Source organism: Zestomonas ipomoeae (assembly GCF_057128665.1).
In genome coordinates this window covers 24541-46219 of the sequence record NZ_JBSKHQ010000008.1, presented here as the reverse complement: position 1 = coordinate 46219, position 21679 = coordinate 24541, and the positions used below count along the sequence as shown (strand labels likewise).

Annotated in this window: 16 protein-coding genes and 4 tRNA genes; 7 read left to right on the top strand and 13 right to left on the bottom strand. The window is 60.5% G+C overall.

What is annotated here, in order from left to right; translation table 11 throughout:
• Positions 1-77: 77 nt before the first annotated feature.
• The 6 genes from ACWKV7_RS11035 to fabI are packed head-to-tail and all read left to right on the top strand — an operon-like array spanning position 78 to position 8603.
• Positions 78-1907: an extracellular solute-binding protein gene (locus ACWKV7_RS11035; RefSeq protein ID WP_483857712.1), complete on the top strand. Its 1830-nt coding sequence runs from the start codon at positions 78-80 to the stop codon at positions 1905-1907.
• Positions 1904-4066 (top strand): extracellular solute-binding protein, encoded by a 2163-nt coding sequence (locus tag ACWKV7_RS11030; RefSeq protein ID WP_483857711.1) that lies wholly within the window; start codon positions 1904-1906, stop codon positions 4064-4066. Before ACWKV7_RS11035 ends, ACWKV7_RS11030 begins: the two co-directional genes overlap by 4 nt.
• A gap of 1 nt (position 4067) precedes the next feature.
• On the top strand, positions 4068-5156 hold the full coding sequence (locus ACWKV7_RS11025) for a microcin C ABC transporter permease YejB (RefSeq protein ID WP_483857710.1): 1089 nt from the start codon (positions 4068-4070) through the stop codon (positions 5154-5156).
• A 2-nt stretch (positions 5157-5158) separates the two neighbouring features.
• On the top strand, positions 5159-6178 hold the full coding sequence (locus ACWKV7_RS11020; RefSeq protein WP_483857709.1) for an ABC transporter permease: 1020 nt from the start codon (positions 5159-5161) through the stop codon (positions 6176-6178).
• Position 6179: 1 nt separating this feature from the next.
• Positions 6180-7787 carry an ABC transporter ATP-binding protein gene (locus ACWKV7_RS11015; RefSeq protein WP_483857708.1) on the top strand — a complete coding sequence of 536 codons (1608 nt, stop codon included), beginning with the start codon at positions 6180-6182 and terminating at the stop codon, positions 7785-7787.
• Between the two features lie 21 nt (positions 7788-7808).
• Complete coding sequence (gene fabI, locus ACWKV7_RS11010; RefSeq protein ID WP_483857707.1) at positions 7809-8603, top strand: enoyl-ACP reductase FabI; 795 nt, start codon at positions 7809-7811, stop codon at positions 8601-8603.
• Positions 8604-8669: 66 nt separating this feature from the next.
• Here fabI and ACWKV7_RS11005 read toward each other — a convergent pair whose 3' ends face one another.
• The 10 genes from ACWKV7_RS11005 to ACWKV7_RS10960 form a co-directional block, all read right to left on the bottom strand.
• Positions 8670-10529: a SurA N-terminal domain-containing protein gene (locus tag ACWKV7_RS11005; protein ID WP_483857706.1), complete on the bottom strand. Its 1860-nt coding sequence runs from the start codon at positions 10527-10529 to the stop codon at positions 8670-8672.
• A gap of 99 nt (positions 10530-10628) precedes the next feature.
• Positions 10629-10705 (bottom strand) — tRNA-Asp (locus tag ACWKV7_RS11000).
• A 53-nt stretch (positions 10706-10758) separates the two neighbouring features.
• Positions 10759-11031: a nucleoid-associated protein HU-beta gene (gene hupB / locus ACWKV7_RS10995; protein WP_003282502.1), complete on the bottom strand. Its 273-nt coding sequence runs from the start codon at positions 11029-11031 to the stop codon at positions 10759-10761.
• Positions 11032-11166: 135 nt separating this feature from the next.
• Entirely contained in the window at positions 11167-13563 is a 2397-nt protein-coding gene (lon, locus tag ACWKV7_RS10990; RefSeq protein WP_483857705.1) for an endopeptidase La, read from the bottom strand.
• A gap of 144 nt (positions 13564-13707) precedes the next feature.
• Positions 13708-14988, bottom strand: coding sequence for an ATP-dependent Clp protease ATP-binding subunit ClpX (clpX, locus tag ACWKV7_RS10985; protein WP_483857704.1), 1281 nt, complete (start codon positions 14986-14988; stop codon positions 13708-13710).
• 108 nt (positions 14989-15096) lie between these two features.
• Positions 15097-15735 (bottom strand): ATP-dependent Clp endopeptidase proteolytic subunit ClpP, encoded by a 639-nt coding sequence (clpP, locus tag ACWKV7_RS10980; protein ID WP_483857703.1) that lies wholly within the window; start codon positions 15733-15735, stop codon positions 15097-15099.
• 90 nt (positions 15736-15825) lie between these two features.
• Positions 15826-17136 carry a trigger factor gene (gene tig, locus ACWKV7_RS10975; protein ID WP_483857702.1) on the bottom strand — a complete coding sequence of 437 codons (1311 nt, stop codon included), beginning with the start codon at positions 17134-17136 and terminating at the stop codon, positions 15826-15828.
• A 126-nt stretch (positions 17137-17262) separates the two neighbouring features.
• A tRNA-Leu gene (locus tag ACWKV7_RS10970) sits at positions 17263-17347 on the bottom strand.
• A gap of 55 nt (positions 17348-17402) precedes the next feature.
• Positions 17403-17478: transfer RNA gene (locus tag ACWKV7_RS10965), tRNA-His, on the bottom strand.
• A 29-nt stretch (positions 17479-17507) separates the two neighbouring features.
• A tRNA-Arg gene (locus ACWKV7_RS10960) sits at positions 17508-17584 on the bottom strand.
• Between the two features lie 268 nt (positions 17585-17852).
• Between ACWKV7_RS10960 and folD the strand changes: the two genes are divergently transcribed.
• Positions 17853-18707, top strand: coding sequence for a bifunctional methylenetetrahydrofolate dehydrogenase/methenyltetrahydrofolate cyclohydrolase FolD (gene folD, locus ACWKV7_RS10955; protein ID WP_483857701.1), 855 nt, complete (start codon positions 17853-17855; stop codon positions 18705-18707).
• 59 nt (positions 18708-18766) lie between these two features.
• Here the strand turns inward: folD and ACWKV7_RS10950 are convergent, their stop codons facing one another.
• The 3 genes from ACWKV7_RS10950 to ACWKV7_RS10940 all read right to left on the bottom strand — a co-directional run bounded on the left by ACWKV7_RS10950 (position 18767) and on the right by ACWKV7_RS10940 (position 21671).
• Positions 18767-20509 carry an ABC transporter substrate-binding protein gene (locus ACWKV7_RS10950; protein ID WP_483857700.1) on the bottom strand — a complete coding sequence of 581 codons (1743 nt, stop codon included), beginning with the start codon at positions 20507-20509 and terminating at the stop codon, positions 18767-18769.
• A 78-nt stretch (positions 20510-20587) separates the two neighbouring features.
• Positions 20588-20860, bottom strand: coding sequence for a DUF2160 domain-containing protein (locus ACWKV7_RS10945; protein ID WP_483857699.1), 273 nt, complete (start codon positions 20858-20860; stop codon positions 20588-20590).
• Between the two features lie 10 nt (positions 20861-20870).
• On the bottom strand, positions 20871-21671 hold the full coding sequence (locus tag ACWKV7_RS10940; protein ID WP_483857698.1) for a carbohydrate ABC transporter permease: 801 nt from the start codon (positions 21669-21671) through the stop codon (positions 20871-20873).
• Between the last annotated feature and the right edge of the window lie 8 nt (positions 21672-21679).

Sequence of the window (21679 nt, the reverse complement as noted above, 5' to 3'; positions counted from 1 at the left end):
CTTTTTCCTGCCGATACAAGCTGTTACTGTACCAGCATAGAAGCCCGAAAGCCGCCACGGACCGGATCTCCCGCCTGATGCGTCCCCTGTTCCTGCTGCTCCTCAGCCTGGTCATCAGCTTTCCCACCTTCGCCGTGGTTAGCGAGAGCCATGGCTATGCACAGTTCGGCACGCTCAAATATCCGGCCAGTTTCACCCACTTCGACTGGGTGAACCCGGACGCCCCCAAGGGCGGCACCCTGCGCATCATGGGCTATGGCACCTTCGATACGCTCAATCCGTACACGCTCAAGGGCACCAGCCCGGAGGCGACTGCCAACTTCCTGCAATACGGCGTCAACGGCTTCAACGAACCGCTGATGGTGGGAACCGGCTCATACGATCCGTCAGGCGACGAGCCGGCGTCCAGCTACGGCCTGATTGCCGGCAGCATCGAATACAGCGACGAACGGAGCTGGGTGGTCTTCAACCTGCGGCCGGAGGCACGCTTCCATGACGGCCAACCGATCACCGCCTATGACGTTGCCTTTTCCTACCGGCTGCTCTTGCAGGACGGCCATCCGCAGTTCCGCACCACCCTGCAGGAAGTCAAGCGGGTCGATATCCTCGGCCGCCACCGTATTCGCTTCGTCTTCAAGCGTGCGGACAATGCCCTGCTGATCCTGCGCCTCGGCGAACTGCCGGTGCTGCCCCAGCACTACTGGCAGGGCCGCGATTTCAAGGCGACCACCTTCGAGCCGCCGCTGGGCAGCGGCCCCTATCGAATCATCGAGGTGGTACCGGGTCGCCGCCTGGTCTACGAGCGGGTCAAGGACTGGTGGGGCGAGAATCTGCCGGTCAACCGCGGCAAGTACAATTTCGATCGGGTCGAGGTCGAGTTCTACCGCGACAATCATGTCGCCTTCGAGGCGTTCAAAGCCGGTGAGTTCGATTTCTATATCGAGCATCAGGCGAAGAATTGGGCCAATGGCTACCGCTTTCCGGCCGTTACCCGCGGCGAGGTGATCCGGGCGGAAATTCCCCACCAGATCCCCACGCAGACCCAGGCACTGTTCATGAATACCCGCCGCCCCCTGTTCGCGGAACGCAAGGTGCGCGAGGCGATGGGGCTGATGTTCGACTTCGAATGGACCAATCGCACTCTGTTCAACAGCGCCTACACCCGCGCCAAGAGCTATTACCCGAACAGCGAGTTTTCTGCCGCCGGCAAGCCGGAGGGGCATGAATGGCTGCTGCTGTCGCCCTACCGCAAGCAATTGCCGACACGCCTGTTCAACGAGCCGTTCAGCATGCCGGAAACCAACGGCAAGGGCATCCCGCGCGAAACCCTGCGGCGCGCCTTGACCCTGCTCGCCGAGGCCGGCTGGAAGCCATCCGGTCAGCGCTTGCTGAACGAGCGTGGGCAGCCGCTGCATTTCGAGATCATGCTGGTCAACCCAAGCCTGGAGCGCATCCTCCAGCCGTATCGGGAAAACCTGGAGAGCATCGGCATAGACGTCAGCCTGCGCACGGTCGATCGCGCCCAGTACAAGCAGCGCCTCGACCAGTTCGATTTCGACATGATTCTGCTGACCCTGCCACAATCGCTGAGTCCGGGCCTGGAGCAATGGCTGTATTTCCATTCCAGCCAGGCGAACGTCAAGGGTGGCAAAAACTATGCGGGCATCGCCCATCCGGTGATCGATGCGATGCTGGAGAAACTGCTGGCGGCACAGACCCGCGACGAACAGGTGGCCGCCACCCGCGCCCTGGACCGAATACTGCTCTGGCAGCACTACTCGATACCCAACTGGTACATCAATCACCACCGCCTGGCATACCGCAACCGGTTCGCCTTCGTTACCACGCCGCCCTACACGCTGGGTCTGCGCGCCTGGTGGCTGAAGCCCACGGAGAACACTCGATGATCCGCCCCCTGCGCTCCTTTCTGTTCAACGGCAGCGCCGCCATGCTGCTGTGCCTGAGCGGCCTGGCCGCGGCCGCGCCCAAGCACGCTTTGACTCTTTACGACGAGCCACCGAAATATCCCGCCGACTTCGAACATTTCAGCTTCGTCAATCCCGACGCGCCAAAGGGCGGCACCCTGCGCCAGGCGGGTTTCGGCAGCTTCGACAGCTTCAATCCGTTCATCAACAAGGGGGTTGCCGCCGACGATATCGGGCTGATCTACGACACCCTGACCTACCACAGCCCGGACGAGCCCTTCACCGAATACGGCCTGCTCGCGGAAAAAATGGAGAAGGCAGCGGACAACACCTGGGTCCGCTTCTATCTCCGCCCCCAGGCCCGCTTCCATGACGGCCAGCCGGTGACCGCACAGGACGTGGTGTTCACCTTCGACATGCTGATGAAATATGGCGCCCCGCTGTATCGCGCCTACTATGCCGACATCGCCAAGGTCATCGCGGAGGATGAGCACCGGGTGCGTTTCGACTTCAAGCACACCGACAACCGCGAACTACCGCTGATCCTGGGACAGCTCTCCATTCTGCCGCAGCACTGGTGGACCGCGCTGGATGACAGCCACGCGGCACAACAACCGCGGCTCGGCGACGACGGCGTTGCCGAAAGCATCGAAGCGAGCGAAGACAGGGAGCTGACAATCAAGCTCGACGAAGAGGCGCAGTTCCACGATGGAGACCCGATTACCGCCGAGGCGCTGGCACTCAACCTCCGGGCCGCGGCACGCTCCGCAGAAGCGACAAGCGCCCCCTTCAAACTGATCGAGGACTATCGCCAGGACGGCGAGAACACGTTGAAACTGGTGCTGCGCGGCAGTGGCCACGAAGAACTGCTCGGCGCGTTGAAGCAACTTCGCTTGCTTCCGCAGAAGCGCAAGTTCAACAGCGCCAACCTCGAAGTCCCACTGGGTAGCGGCCCCTACCAGATCGCCGAGGTCAGGGCCGGCCGCTCGATCCGCTACCAGCGAGTCAAGGACTGGTGGGCCAAGGACCTGCCGGTCACCCGCGGCTTCTACAACTTCGACAAGATCCGCATCGACTATTACCGCGACAACACCGTGGCCCTCGAGGCCCTCAAGGCCGGCCAGTTCGACTACTGGCTGGAGACCAGCGCCAAGAACTGGGCAACCGCCTATGAAACCCCGGCCGTGCAGCAGGGCCGATTGATCAAGGACGAAATCGTCAACCACAACCCGGTCGGCATGCAGGGGTTCATCTTCAACATTCGCCGTCCGCTGTTCCAGGACCGCCGGGTTCGCGAGGCCCTGGGTTTGCTGTTCGACTTCGAATGGACCAATCGGCAGCTCTTTAACGGCGCCTATACGCGCACCGAAAGCTACTTCGACAACTCCGAACTGGCTTCGTCGGGCCTGCCGGACCCGGAGGAGCTGAAACTTCTCGAACCGCTGCGCGAGCAGATTCCGCCACAAGTTTTCGTCGAGGAATTCCGCGTACCGGTCAGCGACGGCAGCGGCATCATCCGTGAGCAGAAGCGCCGCGCCTATCAGCTGTTGCAGGAGGCCGGCTGGCGCATCGAAGCCGACCGCATGGTAGACAGCCAAGGCAAACCGGTGGTGATCGAGTTCCTCTTGGCTCAGACGGAGTTCGAGCGTGTGCTCCTGCCGTACAAGCGCAACCTGAGCGAGTTGGGAATCGATCTGCAGATCCGCCGGGTGGATGTGTCGCAGTACATCACCCGCTTGCGCTCGCGGGACTTCGACATGATCGTCTCTGGCTTCGGCCAGTCGAACTCACCGGGCAACGAGCAGCGTGAATACTGGCACTCTTCCAGCGCCGACAATCCGGGCAGCCGCAACTACATCGGCCTGAAGGACCCGGCGATCGACGTACTGGCCGAGGGGCTGATCAACGCCGATTCACGGGGCAGCCTGGTGATCCATACCCACGCCCTCGACCGTGTGCTGCTCTGGGGGCACTACGTGGTACCGAACTGGCATATCAAGACCTGGCGCGTGGCCTACTGGGATCACCTGCAGCGCCCACCGCAGTCGCCCCAGTACGATATCGGCCTGATGACTTGGTGGAGCAAGCCCGCCGCAGTAGAGCAGCCGGCTGAGATCCCTGCGACAGACTCGGAGCACTGACATGCTGTCCTACATTCTCCGTCGCCTGTTTCTCATCATCCCCACCATTCTCGGCATTCTGCTGATCAACTTCGCGATCATCCAGGCCGCCCCCGGCGGCCCGGTGGAACAGATGATCGCCAAGCTGGAAGGCTTCGACGCCGCCGCCGGCGGTGCCACCGGGAGGATCTCCGGTGGCGGCGCAGAGGTTTCCGTCGCCGGCTCGTCCAGTTACCGCGGCGCACAGGGCCTGGACCCGGCAATGATCGATGAGCTGGAAAAAATGTACGGCTTCGACAAGCCGGCACCAGAGCGCTTCTGGATCATGCTGAAGAACTATCTGCACTGGAACTTCGGCAAAAGCTTCTTCCGCGACGCCAAGGTCACCGACCTGATCCTGGAAAAGATGCCGGTGTCGATTTCCCTGGGGCTGTGGAGCACGCTGATCACCTACCTGGTGTCCATTCCGCTGGGGATCCTCAAGGCCACCCGGCACGGCAGCCGCTTCGATGTCTGGAGCAGCATAGCCATCGTGGTCGGCTACGCCATTCCGGCGTTCCTGTTCGCCATCCTGCTGATCGTGCTGTTCGCGGGCGGCAGCTACTGGAACATATTTCCTCTCCAGGGCCTGACGTCGAATAATTTCGATGAGCTCAGCTTCTTCGGCAAAGTCATCGACTATTTCTGGCACCTTGCGCTTCCGGTCACCGCCCTGGTGATCGGCAACTTCGCCACCCTCACCCTCCTGACCAAGAACAGCTTCCTCGACGAGATCAACAAGCAGTACGTGGTCACGGCACGAGCCAAGGGGCTCACCGAAAATCGTGTGCTTTACGGCCACGTGTTTCGCAACGCCATGCTGATCATCATTGCCGGCTTCCCCGCCGCCTTCACCGGTATCTTCTTTTCAGGCTCCATCCTGATCGAAGTCATCTTCTCCCTCGATGGTCTCGGATTGCTGGGCTTCGAGTCGATCGTCAATCGCGACTACCCGGTGGTGTTCGGCACGCTCTTCATCTTTTCCCTGATCGGATTGCTGACCAAGTTGCTCAGCGACCTTTCCTACACACTGGTCGATCCACGCATCGACTTCGAAAGCCGGGAGGGTTGACCATGGCGCTCTCTCCCATCAATCGTCGACGCCTCGACCGCTTCAAAGCCCACAAGCGCGGCTGGTGGTCGCTATGGCTATTCCTCCTGCTATTCACCCTGAGCCTCGGCGCCGAATTGATCGCCAACGACAAGCCGCTGGCCATCCGGTACGACGGTCATTGGTACTTTCCGGTATTCCAGCGCTACCCCGAGACCACCTTCGGCGGCGAGTTTCCGCTCGAGGCCAACTACAAGAGCCCCTACATCCGCGAGCTGATCAGCGAGAAAGGCGGCGCCATGTACTGGCCGCTCATACCTTTCAGCTATGACAGCATCAACTACGAGCTGAAAGTGCCTGCCCCAGCACCACCTTCCGCGGAGAACTGGCTGGGCACCGACGACCAGGCGCGGGATGTGCTCTCGCGGGTGATCTACGGCTTTCGCATATCCATCCTGTTCGCCCTTACCCTTACGCTCTTCAGTTCGATCATCGGCATCTTCGCGGGCGCGCTGCAGGGCTTCTACGGCGGCTGGATCGACCTGACCGGGCAACGCTTCATGGAAATCTGGTCAGGGCTACCGGTGCTGTTCCTGCTGATCATTCTTTCCAGCTTCGTGCAGCCGAACTTCTGGTGGCTGCTCGGCATCATGCTGTTGTTCTCCTGGATGACGCTGGTGGATGTGGTGCGTGCCGAGTTCCTGCGCGGGCGCAACCTGGAGTACGTGAGGGCCGCGCGAGCCTTGGGCATGCAGAACGGAGCGATCATGTTCCGCCACATCCTGCCCAATGCCATGGTCTCGACCATCACCTTCATGCCTTTCATCCTGACCGGCGCCATCGGCACGCTTACTTCCCTGGATTACCTAGGGTTCGGCTTGCCGGCCGGCGCCCCCTCCCTGGGCGAGCTGGTCCATCAGGGCAAATCCAACCTCCAGGCACCCTGGCTGGGCATCACCGCTTTCTCCGCGCTGGCACTGATGCTGATGCTGCTGGTGTTCATCGGCGAAGCCACACGCGACGCCTTCGATCCGAGGAAATGAAATGAGCGAAAACCTGATCGAAGTGCGTGATCTGTCGGTCGAGTTCGTCGCCGGCGGGCAGGTGCAGCGGGCGGTGGACAGCGTCAGCTTCGACATTCGCAAAGGCGAAACACTGGCCCTCGTAGGGGAAAGCGGCTCGGGAAAGTCGGTTACCGCCCATTCCTTTCTACGTCTATTGCCCTACCCTGCGGCCCGTCATCCGTCCGGCAGTATCGTCTACCAGGGCCAGGACCTGCTCAGAGGCAATGAATCCCAACTACGTGCTATCCGCGGCAACCGCATCGCCATGGTTTTCCAGGAACCGATGACCTCGCTGAATCCACTGCACACCATTCAGAAGCAGATCAACGAAGTGCTGGCGCTGCACAAGGGGCTGACCGGCAAGGCCGCCACCGAACGTACCCTCGAGCTGCTCGAACTGGTGGGCATTCCCGAACCGCGCAAGCGGCTCCGGGCCTATCCCCATGAACTGTCCGGCGGGCAACGGCAACGCGTGATGATCGCCATGGCGCTGGCCAACGAGCCCGAGCTTCTTATTGCCGATGAACCCACCACCGCACTGGACGTCACCGTGCAACTGAAAATCCTCGAACTATTGAAGGATTTGCAGGCCCGCATGGGTATGGCGCTGTTGCTGATCACCCATGATCTGAACCTCGTCCGGCGAATTGCCCATCGCGTATGTGTCATGCAGCAAGGTCGCATCGTCGAACAAGCGTCGTGTGAGGAACTGTTCCATGCACCGCAGCATCCCTACACCCAGGAATTGCTCGGTGCCGAACCCAGCGGTGACCCGGTGGCGAGCCCGCCGGGTGACCCCTTGTTGGAAGTCGACGATCTACGCGTGTGGTTTCCCATCAAGAAGGGTCTGCTCCGCCGTACCGTCGACTACGTGAAAGCGGTGGACGGTATACGCTTCAGCCTCCCCCAGGGCCAGACCCTCGGCATCGTTGGCGAAAGCGGCTCCGGCAAGTCCACCATGGGATTGGCGATCCTGCGACTGCTTGGCAGTAAGGGCGCCATCCGTTTTCAGGGGCAGGCGCTGGACAACCTGGATCAGCGGCGGGTGCGCCCGCTGCGCAGGCAAATGCAGGTGGTATTCCAGGACCCCTACGGCAGTCTGAGCCCGCGCATGTCAGTGGCTGAGATCGTCGGAGAAGGTCTGCGCATCCACCGCATGGGTACGAAAGCGGAGCAGGAACAGGCAATCATCGACGCGCTCCTGGAGGTAGGTCTGGACCCGGAAACCCGGCACCGCTATCCCCATGAGTTTTCCGGCGGGCAGCGGCAGCGAATTGCCATTGCCCGGGCATTGGTACTGAAACCGGCGCTGATTCTGCTGGACGAGCCCACCTCGGCGCTCGACCGCACGGTACAGCGACAAGTAGTGGAGTTGCTGCGGGGCCTACAGGCCAAGTACAACCTGACCTACCTGTTCATCAGTCATGACCTGGCGGTGGTCAGGGCACTAAGCCACCAATTGCTGGTGGTCAAGGAAGGTCGGGCAGTCGAACAGGGGCCGGCCCAGGCGATATTCGCCGCGCCGCAGCACAGCTATACACAGCAGTTGCTGGAAGCCGCCTTCATGGCGCCAGGGGCTGTCGATTAACTAGAAGAGGAAGGAACGCACATGGGTTTTCTCGCCGGTAAGCGCGCGCTGATCGTAGGCGTCGCCAGCAAATTGTCTATCGCCTCCGGCATCGCCGCGGCTATGCATCGGGAAGGCGCCGAACTGGCCTTCACCTACCAGAATGAAAAGCTCAAGGGGCGTGTGGAAGAGTTCGCCGCCGGCTGGGGCTCGGGGCCCGAGCTGTGTTTTCCCTGCGACGTCGCCAGCGATGAAGAGATCGCAAAGGTCTTCGAGGAGCTGGGCAAGAAGTGGGACGGCCTGGACATCATCGTGCACTCGGTCGGTTTCGCGCCGGGCGACCAGCTCGATGGTGACTTCACCGAGGTGACCACCCGCGAGGGCTTCCGCATCGCCCACGATATCAGTGCCTACAGTTTCGTAGCCCTGGCCAAGGCCGGCCGCCCCATGATGAAGGGCCGCAACGGCAATCTGCTGACGCTGTCCTACCTGGGCGCCGAGCGCACCATGCCCAACTACAACGTAATGGGCATGGCCAAGGCCAGCCTGGAATCCGGCGTGCGCTACCTGGCAGGCAGCCTCGGACCGGAGGGCACTCGAGTCAACGCCATATCCGCAGGCCCCATTCGCACACTCGCGGCCTCGGGCATCAAGAGCTTCCGCAAAATGCTGGCCGCCAACGAGCAGCAGACTCCGCTGCGCCGGAACGTGACCATCGAAGAAGTCGGCAATGCTGGCGCCTTCCTCTGCTCCGACCTGGCTTCTGGCATCAGCGGCGAGATTCTTTACGTCGATGGCGGCTTCAACACCACCGCCATGGGTGCACTGAACGACTGATCCAGCAAGCAGATAATAAAAAACCCGCCTAGTGCGGGTTTTTTATTGCTTGAGGCAGCGCGCTTATCAGAAGCGCTCGATCTCGGCGTGGGCTTCCAGATAGCGGCGGAAGGCAGCAAAATCCTGCTGCCCCATGCGCGAAGCCAGGAAACGACGATACATGATCTTCTCCTCCTCGCTGGCCAGAACCTTCTCAGGCTCGCTGACCCCGCTCAGACGAATCACCACGTAGTCCCCATTGGCCAAGGCCACCCCGGCATAGCTCGGCTGCTCGGCGGACTCCGGCTTGGGCATGCGGAAAAGCTCTTGCAGCACCACAGGCTCCAGGCCTTCCTGGTTGCGCGTGGCCGCCTCAACCACCTGCCAATCCTTGCCTTGCTCCTCGCCCTTGCGCAGGTCAGCCAGCAGCGCCTCTCCCTTGGCTTCGGCCGCCTCGCTCGCGCGCTGCTTCACCAACTGTTCGCGAATGCTCGCCGCGACCTGATCCAGCGGCAACTGCTCTGGCTTGTGATGCTCCTTCACGCGAACCACCACCACGGTTTCCGGGTCGAGTTCGATAGCGCCACTGTTGGCGCCGTCTTCCAGCACTTCCGGACTGAACGCAGCCTGCAGAACCTGGCGATTAGCAGCAAGCCCTTCGCCGCCCTCGCGGCCGAATGCCTTGCTGACCTTGACCTCGAGCCCCAATTCCTGGGCCGGCTGGGCAAGATCGGACGCTTCGAAAGCGGCGTTCTCCAGGTCCTTGGCAGCCTCTACGAAGCGTTGCTCGACCTGCTGCGCCTTCAGCTCGCGCTCAAGTTTGTCACGCATATTGGCAAACGACGGAACCTCAGGCGCCTGAACCCCCAGCAGCTTGATCAGATGCCAGCCATAGGCGCTGCGCACTGGCTTCGATACTTCATCCTGCTTCAGGGCATACAGAGTCTCTTCGAACGCCGGGTCGTAGACGCCAGGGCCGGCAAAACCCAAATCGCCGCCTTCGGCAGCAGAACCGGTATCCTGGGAAAACTCCTTGGCCAGCGCGGCGAAATCCTCACCCTGCTCCAGCCGTTTGGCGATCTCATCGATCTTTGCCTTGGCTTGGTCCTCGTTCAGGTCGTCACCCACTTCGATAAGGATGTGAGCAGCCTGGCGCTGTTCAGCCAGGTTGGCGACTTCGTTCTGATACATCTCCTTCAAGGCCGCCTCGTCTACCTCGACCTTGTCGAAGAACGCGTCCTTCTTCAGTTCGACATACTCAAGGACCACCTGCTCCGGGCTCATGAACTGCTCGGCATGCTTATCGTAATAGGCCTTGACGTCCTCATCGCTTACCTCGACCGACGCAGTGTCGGCCGGCACCTTGAGGGTGGCGAAATCGCGGGTCTGCCGTTCCAGGCGAGCGAAGGCTTCCACCTCCTCATCGGTGACAAAGCCGCTGCCGGCGATACCAGCACGCACCTGCCCCATCAGCATCTCTTGCTCGAGCATGCGGCGGAACTGCATGCGGGTGTAGCCCATCTGGCGAATGACCTGATCGAAGCGTTCGGCGCTGAACTTGCCGTCGACCTGGAACTCAGGGGTCTGCAGGATCAACTGATCGACTGCTGCCTGGGAAAAGCCAAAGCCGGCTTCGTGGGCGCTCTGCAACAGCAGCTGGCGCTCGATCAGCCCTTTCAGCGCGCCCTCGCGCAGCAGCTTGTCATCCAGCAGCGAAGCGTCGAAGTCTTTGCCGAACTGCTGCATCAACTGCCGGCGTTGCATATCCACCGCCTGGCTCAGTTCGTTGAGGCTGATCTCCTCTCCATTTACCTCAGCGGCGCTCTGCTTGTTGCTGGTGGCCTTGAAGATGGCATCGAAGCCGGTAAAAGCCAGCAGCACGACGATAACGCCGATGATGGTCTTGGCAATCCAGCTCTGTGAATTGTCCCTGATGTTCTGCAGCATGCGTCCCCCAGAAACGGCCGTAGGAATTGACGGCCGCGCAGCGCGGGTAGAGTGTCTGAAAAGAAGAAGGCGCATCCACTGGATGCGCCTTCTAGTAACTGGCGGAGCGGACGGGACTCGAACCCGCGACCCCCGGCGTGACAGGCCGGTATTCTAACCGACTGAACTACCGCTCCGCAGCCAGGGCAGGCGTGGTGCCCGACCTGGTAGGACAAGGTCCGGAAGGCGCTTAGTTAACGGCGTCTTTCAGGGCCTTGCCAGCTTTGAAGCCCGGGATCTTGGCAGCAGCGATGTTGATCGGCTTGCCGGTCTGCGGGTTGCGACCAGTGCGCGCAGCGCGCTCTTTAACGGCGAAAGTACCGAAGCCAACCAGCACCACGGAATCACCAGCCTTGAGAGCGCCAGTGACGGATTCGATCACAGCGTCCAGCGCACGGCCGGCAACAGCTTTCGGGATATCAGCAGATGCGGCGATTGCATCGATCAGTTCCGACTTGTTCACTCTAAGTCCCCTTATTTCTGATGAGTATGTTTCTTAGTTTTTGGTGTAAGCAAAGCGGGTGCTGGTTGGCCTGCCGACACACAAAGAGCCGCTTTATAACAAGGGCTCGAAAAATGTGTCAAGGAAGCCCCCCGGCTAATGCGTGCTGATTCGCTCCTTGGAGTCAGACTCGCGCGTGTCATCCTTTGCAACCATCTCCGGAGCCGCGTCAGGCAAGGGCTCCGGCGCGTATTGCAGCGCAATTTGCAGGATCTCGTCAATCCATTTAACCGGTTTAATCTGCAGGTCCTGCTTAATATTCTCAGGAATCTCTTTCAAATCACGAACATTCTCTTCGGGAATGATCACGGTTTTGATTCCACCGCGGTGAGCCGCCAATAATTTTTCCTTCAGGCCGCCAATGGCCAATACCTGACCACGCAGTGTTATCTCCCCGGTCATGGCCACATCAGCACGCACTGGAATCTGCGTCAGTGCTGACACCAGCGCAGTACACATGCCAACCCCGGCACTCGGGCCGTCCTTGGGCGTGGCCCCTTCGGGCATGTGAATATGGATGTCTCGCTTCTCATGGAAATCCAGAGGAATACCCAGACTCTTGGCTCGGCTGCGCACCACCGTAAGCGCCGCGGTAATGGACTCCGCCATGACGTCGCCGAGGGAGCCGGTCTTGGTCAGTTGCCCTTTGCCAGGCACGACCGCCGCCTCGATGGTCAGCAATTCACCACCCACCTCGGTCCAGGCCAACCCGGTCACCTGGCCGATCTGGTCCTGCTGTTCCGCCAGACCGTAGCGATACTTGCGTACACCAAGGAAGTGCTCCAGCGAATCCGCCGTCACCATGACCTTGAACCGCTTCTCGCGCGCATGCTCCTTCACTGCCCGACGACATACCTTGGCAATCTGACGCTCCAGCCCGCGCACACCGGCCTCACGGGTGTAGTAGCGAATCATGTCGCGGATCGCGCCTTCTTCGAACTCTAACTCGCCCTTCTTCAGGCCATTGGTCTGGGTCTGCTTGGGGGCCAGATATTTGACCGCGATATTGACCTTTTCATCCTCGGTGTAGCCAGGGAGCCTGATGACCTCCATGCGATCCAGCAGTGGTGCCGGAATGTTCATCGAGTTCGCCGTACAGAGGAACATCACATCGGAAAGATCGTAGTCGACCTCAAGGTAGTGATCGTTGAAATTGTGGTTCTGCTCCGGATCCAGGACCTCGAGCAGGGCCGACGCGGGATCGCCACGCATATCGCTGCCCATCTTGTCGATTTCGTCCAACAGGAACAGCGGATTGCGCACGCCGACCTTGGTCATGCGCTGGATCAGCCGTCCGGGCATCGAGCCAATGTAGGTCCGCCGATGGCCACGAATCTCGGCCTCGTCACGCACACCGCCGAGAGCCATGCGCACGAACTTGCGGTTGGTCGCATGGGCAATCGACTCGGCGAGAGAAGTCTTACCGACCCCGGGAGGACCCACCAGACAAAGGACCGGGCCCTTGATCTTCTTCACTCGCTTTTGCACGGCGAGATATTCGAGGATGCGCTCCTTGACCTCTTCCAGACCGTAGTGGTCGGCGTCGAGTATGGCCTCCGCCTTCGCCAGGTCGAGACGAACCTTGCTCTCGGCTTTCCACGGCACATTCACCAGCCAGTCGATATACGAGCGCACTACCGTCGCCTCGGCAGACATCGGTGACATCTGCTTGAGCTTGTTCAGCTCCGCGGTAGCCTTGGTATGCGCCTCTTTGCTGAGGCCCGCATTTTCGATGCGCTTTTTCAGGTCATCGAGTTCGTTGTGCCCCTCATCGATGTCGCCCAACTCCTTCTGAATGGCCTTCATCTGCTCATTCAGATAGTACTCACGCTGGCTGCGCTCCATCTGCTTCTTGACCCGCCCGCGAATCCGCTTCTCGACCTGAAGCAGGTCGATCTCAGCGTCCAGCAAAGCCAGCACGTGCTCCACACGCGCCGCCAGATCGGTAATCTCGAGGATTTCCTGCTTCTGCTCGATCTTCAGCGCCATATGTGCAGCCATGGTATCGACCAACCGGCTCGGTTCATCGATGCTGTTCAGCGAAGACAGTACTTCGGCCGGAACCTTCTTGCCGAGCTGCACGTATTGCTCGAACTGGCTGAGCAGGCTGCGGACAAACACCTCCGCCTCGCGATCGGCCGCTTCCACCTCTACGATCAGCGCGACTTCGGCCCGACAGTGTCCATCCACTTCGATGAAACGCTGGATATCGCCCCGCTGCTCGCCTTCCACCAGCACTTTCACAGTGCCATCAGGCAGCTTCAGCAACTGCAACACGGTCGCGACGGTGCCCATGCGATAAAGGGCATCCTCGCCCGGATCGTCATCGGCGGGGTTCTTTTGTGCCAACAGAAGAATTTGCTTGTCGCCAGTCATGGCAGCTTCAAGCGCTTCGATTGATTTTTCCCGCCCGACGAACAGCGGGATAACCATATGCGGATAGACCACCACGTCGCGCAGCGGCAGGAGAGGCAATTCGATGGTTGTCTTCATGTTTTCGGCTCTAGCGGCCATACGACCGTAAACAGATGGGATTACCCTTCACCCTAAGATGGGGGTAGCTCCCGGAAAAAACAAGCATTGAGGGCAGCAAAAGCAAAGGGGCCCGCAGGCCCCTTGCTGTGTCGCACAAAACGATCAAGCGTCCGGCGCTGCCTTCGCTTGCGGCTCGTTGTTTTCGTAGATCAACAGCGGCTTTGAGGTGCCTTCGATAACGCCTTCATCGATAACCACCTTGCTGACTTCCGTCTGCGACGGAATCTCATACATGGTATCGAGCAGAATGCCTTCGAGGATCGAACGCAATCCGCGGGCACCGGTCTTGCGCTCCAGCGCACGGTGGGCAACCGCCTTGAGGGCGTCAGGACGGAACTCCAAGTCCACGCCTTCCATTTCGAACAGTTTGTAGTACTGCTTGGTCAGCGCGTTCTTCGGTTCGGTGAGGATTTGCATCAGTGCCGCCTCATCCAGCTCGTCAAGCGTGGCAATGACCGGCAGGCGACCAACGAACTCGGGAATCAGGCCAAACTTGACCAAATCATCCGGCTCCACCTCGCGCAGCGCCTCGCCGACGCGCTTGCCAAGCTCCTTGCTCCGCACTTCCGCACTGAAGCCAATGCCACCTTTGGTGGAACGGTTCTGAATGACTTTCTCCAGACCAGAGAATGCTCCGCCGCAGATGAACAGGATGTTGCGCGTATCCACTTGCAGGAACTCCTGCTGCGGATGCTTGCGCCCGCCTTGCGGCGGAACAGAGGCCACGGTGCCTTCGATGAGTTTCAGCAGTGCCTGCTGTACGCCCTCGCCCGAGACGTCGCGGGTAATCGACGGGTTATCGGATTTGCGCGAGATCTTGTCGATTTCATCGATATAGACGATGCCCATCTGGGCCTTCTCGACGTCGTAGTCGCACTTCTGCAGCAGCTTCTGGATGATGTTCTCGACGTCTTCGCCCACGTACCCGGCTTCGGTCAGGGTCGTAGCATCGGCGATGGTGAACGGCACATTGAGCAGTCGCGCAAGCGTCTCGGCCAGCAAGGTCTTGCCGGAGCCGGTGGGGCCGATCAGCAGGATGTTGCTTTTGCCAAGCTCCACATCGTCTTTCTTGTCACGTTGATTGAGGCGCTTGTAGTGGTTGTATACAGCGACCGCCAGCACCTTTTTCGCACGCTCCTGACCGATCACATACTGGTCGAGGATGGTGCTGATCTCTTTCGGTGCAGGCAGCTTGTGCGCACTGCTCTCGGCCTGGGCTTCCTGCACCTCCTCGCGGATGATGTCATTGCACAGGTCGACGCACTCGTCACAAATAAAAACCGAGGGGCCGGCAATCAATTTGCGCACTTCATGCTGGCTCTTGCCGCAGAAGGAGCAATAAAGCAGCTTGCCGTTGTCCTCGCCGTTGCGGGTGTCAGTCATTCGATCGATCCAATCCGGTAGGCTTGCAACACAAGATGAAGGCAAATGCGGGTATTTTCAAGCCCGCGGTCTAGCCTGGCATCGCCCGGCCAGCCAAGACGAAACGCGTCAACCCGCCAGTTGGCGCTGGCTGAGGACCTGGTCGATGAGGCCATACTTGACGGCTTCTTCGGCACTCATGAAGTTGTCACGATCTGTGTCGCGGGCAATCACATCAATCGGCTGACCGGTATGAGCAGCCAATATCTTGTTCAGACGCTCGCGAATGGTAAGAATTTCACGGGCATGGATCTCGATGTCCGAAGCCTGCCCCTGGAAGCCACCGAGGGGCTGATGGATCATCATGCGCGAGTGCGGCAGGCAATGGCGCTTGCCTGCCGCGCCACCGGCCAGCAACAGCGCGCCCATGCTGCAGGCCTGGCCGATACAGATGGTCGACACGTCCGGCTTGATGAACTGCATGGTGTCGTAAATAGACATGCCCGCAGTCACCGAACCACCCGGCGAGTTGATATACAGATGGATGTCCTTGTCCGGGTTCTCAGCCTCAAGGAACAGCAGCTGCGCCACGATCAGGTTGGCCATGTAGTCCTCGACCTGGCCGACCATAAAAATCACCCGTTCCTTCAACAGGCGGGAGTAGATGTCGTAGGCGCGCTCACCGCGGGCGGACTGCTCGATCACTACCGGCACTAGGCCGCCGGCTGCTTGGATATCAGGTACTTGCATCATTGGATTGCGGGACATGTCCGGCGATCGCTCCCTATGGTCATATCACATAAACGCATAAGCCAGCACAAAGGCTGGCTTATGGTGTGCTCGAACGAGGTGAAGAAATCAGGCGGCTTGCGAAGCTTCCGCCGGCTTGACCGCTTCTTCGTAGGAGACCGATTTGTCGGTCACTTTGGCCTTCTGCAGGACAGTATCTACAACTTGTTCTTCCAGTACAACCGAACGCACCTCGTTGAGCTGCTGGTCGTTCTTGTAGTACCAAGCCACGACCTGTTCCGGCTCCTGGTAGGCCGAAGCCATTTCCTGGATCAGCTCACGCACACGGGCCTCGTCAGGCTTCAGCTCGAACTGCTTGACCACCTCGGCAACGATCAGGCCGAGCATTACGCGACGCTTGGCTTGCTCGGTGAACAGCTCCGCAGGCAACTGGTCCGGCTTGATGTTGCCGCCGAACTGCTGCACAGCCTGGACACGCAGGCGATCGATCTCGCTGTCGATCAGCGCTTTCGGCACTTCGACCGGGTTGCTTTCGATCAGGCCGTCCATTACCTGGCTTTTCACCTTGGACTTGATGGCCTGGCGAAGCTCGCGCTCCATATTCTTCTTCACTTCGGCGCGGAAACCTTCCAGTCCGCTTTCCTTGATGCCGAACTGAGCAAAGAACTCTTCGTTCAGCTCAGGCAGCTTGGGCTCGGAAACGCTATTCACGGTCACGGTGAACTCGGCGGTCTTGCCGGCCAGATCGAGGTTCTGGTAGTCCTCGGGGAAGGTCGGGTTGATTACACGCTCTTCACCCGCCTTGGCGCCCACCAACGCATCCTCGAAGCCCGGAATCATGCGACCGGAGCCCAGCACAAGGGCGGTACCCTTGGCGGAACCGCCAGCAAAGGCCTCACCGTCGATCTTGCCGACAAAGTCGATGTTGAGCTGGTCGCCATTCTGCGCTTCGCGCTCGACCTGCTCGAAGCGGGTATTCTGCTTGCGCAGAATATCCAGCATGTTGTCGACATCCGCTTCGCTCACCTCAGCCTGCAGACGCTCGACAGCCAGGCTCTCGAAGCCGCCGACCTGGAACTCGGGGAATACTTCGAAGGTGGCGATGTATTCCAGATCCTTGCCCTTCTCGAACACCTTCGGCTCGACGGCCGGGGCACCAGCCGGGTTCAGCTTCTGCTCGACCACGGCTTCATAGAAGGTGGCCTGGATCACATCGCCCAGCGCTTCCTGGCGAGCCGCGTCTTCGTAACGCTGGCGGATGACGCTCATCGGCACCTTGCCGGGGCGGAAGCCAGGGATCTTGGCGCGACGGGCGGTCTGCTGCAGACGCTTGTTGACTTCGTTCTCGATGCGCTCGGCCGGTACGCCGATAGTCATGCGGCGCTCGAGAGCGGAGGTGCTTTCAACAGAAACTTGCATGGATATTCCTCGTTGCACAGACATAGCCGGCCGTTCCGGCCCCAGAATCAAGGGCATGCATTCTAGAGGGTCGAATAAGAGAAGTCACCCTACTGAACGCAGGCGGCATACGGCGGGAAATAGAGATGGTGCGGACGGAGAGACTCGAACTCTCACACCTTGCGGCACTGGAACCTAAATCCAGCGTGTCTACCAATTTCACCACGTCCGCGTGGCAAGACCTTCAAAACAAAAACGCCAGGCTTTTGGCCTGGCGTTCTGGAATATGGGGTGGACGATGGGAATCGAACCCACGACACCAGGAGCCACAATCCTGTGCTCTACCAACTGAGCTACGCCCACCATATTGCATGCTTGCGCCGAACGCCAAGTGGCACGCCCGGCAGGACTCGAACCTGCGACCATCCGCTTAGAAGGCGGATGCTCTATCCAGCTGAGCTACGGGCGCTTATCCATCTGCGAGCGCAGACTCAAAGCTTCGGCTTAGGCGGAACCGACTAGCGGCTCGCCGCGCCGTCTTACCCAGCGACTGACTGTGCTCGACAAGCGGGGCGAATCTTATAGAGAGGTTTTAATACCGTCAACAGCAAAATCGAAAAAATTCAGTGGGGAAAAGGAGTTACGGGAAAATACGGGGCTTGCGCCTTTGCCCCTTCGCCTTGCCATGCGAGAATGCACGCTCTTTTCCCACTCTTTCCGATGGTTAACCAAGCGTCATGACCGCACAACTGATCGACGGCAAAGCGATCGCCGCCAGCCTCCGCCAGCAGGTCGCCCAACGGGTCGCCGAGCGTCGCCAACAGGGCCTGCGCGCGCCCGGCCTAGCGGTGATCCTGGTGGGCAACGATCCCGCCTCCCAGGTCTATGTCTCTCATAAACGCAAGGATTGCGAGGAAGTCGGCTTTCTTTCCCAAGCCTACGATCTACCGGCCGACACCAGCCAGGAAGAGCTCCTGGCACTGATCGACCGCCTCAATGACGAGCCGAGCATCGATGGCATCCTGGTGCAGCTGCCGCTCCCGGAGCACCTGGACGCCTCGCAGTTGTTGGAACGCATTCGCCCGGACAAGGACGTGGACGGCTTCCATCCTTATAACGTCGGCCGCCTGGCCCAGCGCATCCCCTTGCTTCGCCCTTGCACGCCCAAAGGCATCATGACGCTGCTGCGCAGCACCGGCGTCGATCCATATGGACTGCACGCCGTGGTGGTCGGGGCATCGAACATCGTCGGCCGGCCGATGGCGCTGGAGCTGCTGCTGGCGGGCTGCACCGTGACAGTCACCCATCGGTTCACCAAGGACCTGGCGTCGCATCTGAGCAATGCGGACCTGGTCGTGGTCGCCGCCGGCAAGCCCGGCCTGGTCAAGGGCGAGTGGATCAAGCCCGGTGCAATCGTCATCGACGTCGGCATCAACCGGCAGGAAGACGGCAAGCTGGTGGGCGATGTGGTCTACGAGACCGCCCTGCCCCGCGCTGGCTGGATCACCCCCGTGCCGGGCGGCGTCGGCCCGATGACCCGTGCCTGCCTGCTGGAAAACACGCTCTACGCAGCGGAACACCTGCACGCCTGAGCCCATGCAGGAATGAAAAACGGCACCCGAGGGTGCCGTTTTCGCTTTCTCAGCCAGCGTTATTTCTTCGCTTGCTCCCAGGATTTCAGCAGGTCGTTGTAGTTGACCGTTTCACCCTTGGGCTTTTCGTTGGCCAGCTTCGGCTTCGGCGCACCCGGCTGGCTCAGCCAGTACTCCGGATCCTTCGGCTCGTTCAGCTTCGGCCCGCACTCTCCCTGCACTCCAGAGCGCTCGATACGGCCGAGCATGGTGTCCTGCGCGGCAGCGAGGCCGTCCAGCGCTTCCTGCGGGGTCTTGTCGCCGCTTGCGGCCTCGGCGATGAACTGCCACCAGAGCTGCGCCAGGCGCGGATAGTCCGGGACGTTGGTACCGGTCGGGGTCCACTGTACCCGGGCCGGGCTGCGATAGAACTCGACCAGGCCACCCAGCTTCGGCGCGGCATCGGTCATGGCTTGCGAGTTGATGTCGGATTCGCGAATCGGCGTCAGACCAACCAAGGTCTTCTTCAGCGAAACGGTCTTCGACACGGTGAACTGCGCGTACAGCCAGGCGGCCAGACGGCGCTGCTCCGGGGTCGACTTGAGGAAGGTCCAGGAACCGGCGTCCTGGTAACCGAGCTTCATGCCTTCCTGCCAGTACGGCCCCTTCGGCGACGGCGCCATGCGCCACTTCGGCGTGCCGTCAGCGTTGACCACCGGCAGGCCGGGCTTGGTCATGTCGGCGGTGAAGGCGGTGTACCAGAAGATCTGCTGGGCGATGTTGCCCTGCGCCGGTACCGGACCTGCCTCGGAGAAAGTCATGCCCTGGGCTTCGCGCGGGGCGTACTCGCGCAGCCAGTCGACGTACTTGGTGGTGGCATAGACCGCAGCCGGGCCGTTGGTGGCGCCGCCGCGGGCGACACTGGAACCCACCGGGCGGCAGCCTTCGACTCGAATCCCCCACTCATCCACCGGCAAGCCGTTGGGCAAACCCTTGTCGCCCGCACCGGCCATGGAGAACCAGGCGTCGGTGAAGCGCCAGCCGAGCGACGGATCCTTCTTGCCGTAGTCCATATGGCCGTACACCGGCTGGCCGTCGATTTCCTTGACGTGCTTGCTGAAGAACTCGGCGATGTCCTCGTAGGCGGACCAATTCACCGGCACGCCCAGCTCATAGCCGTAGATTTCCTTGAACTTGGCCTTCAGTTCCGGACGCTCGAACCAGTCGGCACGGAACCAGTAGAGGTTGGCGAATTGCTGGTCGGGCAGCTGATAGAGCTTGCCATCCGGACCGGTGGTGAAGGACAGGCCGATGAAGTCATCCAGGTCCAGGGTCGGCAGGGTATAGTCCTTGCCGTCGCCAGCGATCATGTCGCTGATCGGCACCACCTTGCCATAGCGGAAGTGGGTGCCGATCAGGTCGGAGTCGTTGATGTAGCCGTCGTAGATGTTCTTGTCGGACTGCATCTGGGTCTGCAGTTTCTCGACCACATCGCCTTCCTGGATCAGGTCATGCTTGATGTTGATCCCGGTGATTTCGCTGAAGGCCTTGGCCAGCACCTTGGACTCGTATTCGTGGGTGGCGATGGTCTCCGAGGCGACGTTGATGTCCATTCCACGGAAAGGCTCGGCGGCCTTGATGAACCATTTCAGTTCCTTGAGCTGCTCCTCCTTGGAGAGCGTCGAGGGGTTGAACTCGGACTCGACCCACTTCTTCGCCGCCTCCTCGTAGGCATCGGCCCAGGCCGCGCCGCTCAGACCGGACAACGCCAGCAAGGCGGCCAGCGCCATGCCATGTCGGGTCTTATTGTTATTCTCGAACATAGACATCTCCTTTTCTTTTTCTGGTTTTTTCAAAGGGGGTGGGCAAGCCAAACCGTAGTTCAACTCGCCCCAACGCGCTCAACCCCAACGCATCACCGCAAGCAACCATACGAAGGACAGCCCTGAGGCGATCCAGACGCTCCAGTCGGTGGCGCCCACTACCAGCAGGTGCAGGTAGGCGCTACCGAGCAAGCCGATGAATAACCGATCACCGCGGGTGGTGGCGATCGGCAGGAAGCCCTTGCGTTCGGCACAAGGAGAGCGAATCTCCCAGACCGTCATGCCGGCGAGCATCAGGGCAATTGCACCGAAGAACACGGCGGTGGGCAGAGTCCAAGCCATCCAATCCATGTCGTACTCCTTATACCCGGCCCAGGGCAAAGCCCTTGGCCACGTGGTTGCGGACGAACCAGATCACCAGCATGCCCGGCAGGATGGTGAGCACGCCGGCAGCCGCCAGCACGCCCCAATCAATACCGGAAGCCGAGACGGTACGGGTCATCACGGCGGCGATCGGCTTGGCGTCCACCGAGGTCAGCGTGCGCGCCAGCAGCAGCTCGACCCAGGAGAACATGAAGCAGAAGAACGCGGTGACGCCGATGCCGGAGCCGATCAGCGGGATGAAGATCTTCACGAAGAATTTCGGGAAGCTGTAGCCATCGATATAGGCGGTTTCGTCGATCTCCTTCGGTACGCCGGACATGAATCCTTCGAGGATCCACACCGCCAGCGGCACATTGAACAGGCAATGCGCAAGCGCCACGGCGATATGGGTGTCGAACAGGCCGATCGACGAATACAGCTGGAAGAAGGGCAGCAGGAACACCGCCGGCGGTGCCATGCGGTTGGTCAACAGCCAGAAGAACAGGTGCTTGTCGCCGAGAAAGCGGTAGCGCGAGAAGGCATAGGCAGCCGGCAGCGCGACCGAAAGCGAGATCAGCGTGTTCAGCACCACGTAGTACATCGAGTTGAGATAGCCCTGGTACCAGCTCGGGTCGGTGAAGATCACCTTGTAGTTGGCCAGGGTGAAATCCCGCGGCCACAGCGAGAGTCCGCCGAGGATCTCGGTATTGCTCTTGAACGACATGTTCAGCAGCCAGTAGATCGGCACCAGCAGGAACAGCACGTAGAGCACCAGTACCAGCAGTTTGCGTTTGCTCATGGTCGGCC

Coding starts and splice junctions, on each gene's coding strand:
- ACWKV7_RS11035 (WP_483857712.1), top strand. CDS start 78: ATGCGTCCCCTGTTCCTGCTGCTCCTCAGCCTGGTCATCAGCTTTCCC.
- ACWKV7_RS11030 (WP_483857711.1), top strand. CDS start 1,904: ATGATCCGCCCCCTGCGCTCCTTTCTGTTCAACGGCAGCGCCGCCATG.
- ACWKV7_RS11025 (WP_483857710.1), top strand. CDS start 4,068: ATGCTGTCCTACATTCTCCGTCGCCTGTTTCTCATCATCCCCACCATT.
- ACWKV7_RS11020 (WP_483857709.1), top strand. CDS start 5,159: ATGGCGCTCTCTCCCATCAATCGTCGACGCCTCGACCGCTTCAAAGCC.
- ACWKV7_RS11015 (WP_483857708.1), top strand. CDS start 6,180: ATGAGCGAAAACCTGATCGAAGTGCGTGATCTGTCGGTCGAGTTCGTC.
- fabI (WP_483857707.1), top strand. CDS start 7,809: ATGGGTTTTCTCGCCGGTAAGCGCGCGCTGATCGTAGGCGTCGCCAGC.
- ACWKV7_RS11005 (WP_483857706.1), bottom strand. CDS start 10,529: ATGCTGCAGAACATCAGGGACAATTCACAGAGCTGGATTGCCAAGACC.
- lon (WP_483857705.1), bottom strand. CDS start 13,563: ATGAAGACAACCATCGAATTGCCTCTCCTGCCGCTGCGCGACGTGGTG.
- clpX (WP_483857704.1), bottom strand. CDS start 14,988: ATGACTGACACCCGCAACGGCGAGGACAACGGCAAGCTGCTTTATTGC.
- clpP (WP_483857703.1), bottom strand. CDS start 15,735: ATGTCCCGCAATCCAATGATGCAAGTACCTGATATCCAAGCAGCCGGC.
- tig (WP_483857702.1), bottom strand. CDS start 17,136: ATGCAAGTTTCTGTTGAAAGCACCTCCGCTCTCGAGCGCCGCATGACT.
- folD (WP_483857701.1), top strand. CDS start 17,853: ATGACCGCACAACTGATCGACGGCAAAGCGATCGCCGCCAGCCTCCGC.
- ACWKV7_RS10950 (WP_483857700.1), bottom strand. CDS start 20,509: ATGTTCGAGAATAACAATAAGACCCGACATGGCATGGCGCTGGCCGCC.
- ACWKV7_RS10945 (WP_483857699.1), bottom strand. CDS start 20,860: ATGGATTGGATGGCTTGGACTCTGCCCACCGCCGTGTTCTTCGGTGCA.
- ACWKV7_RS10940 (WP_483857698.1), bottom strand. CDS start 21,671: ATGAGCAAACGCAAACTGCTGGTACTGGTGCTCTACGTGCTGTTCCTG.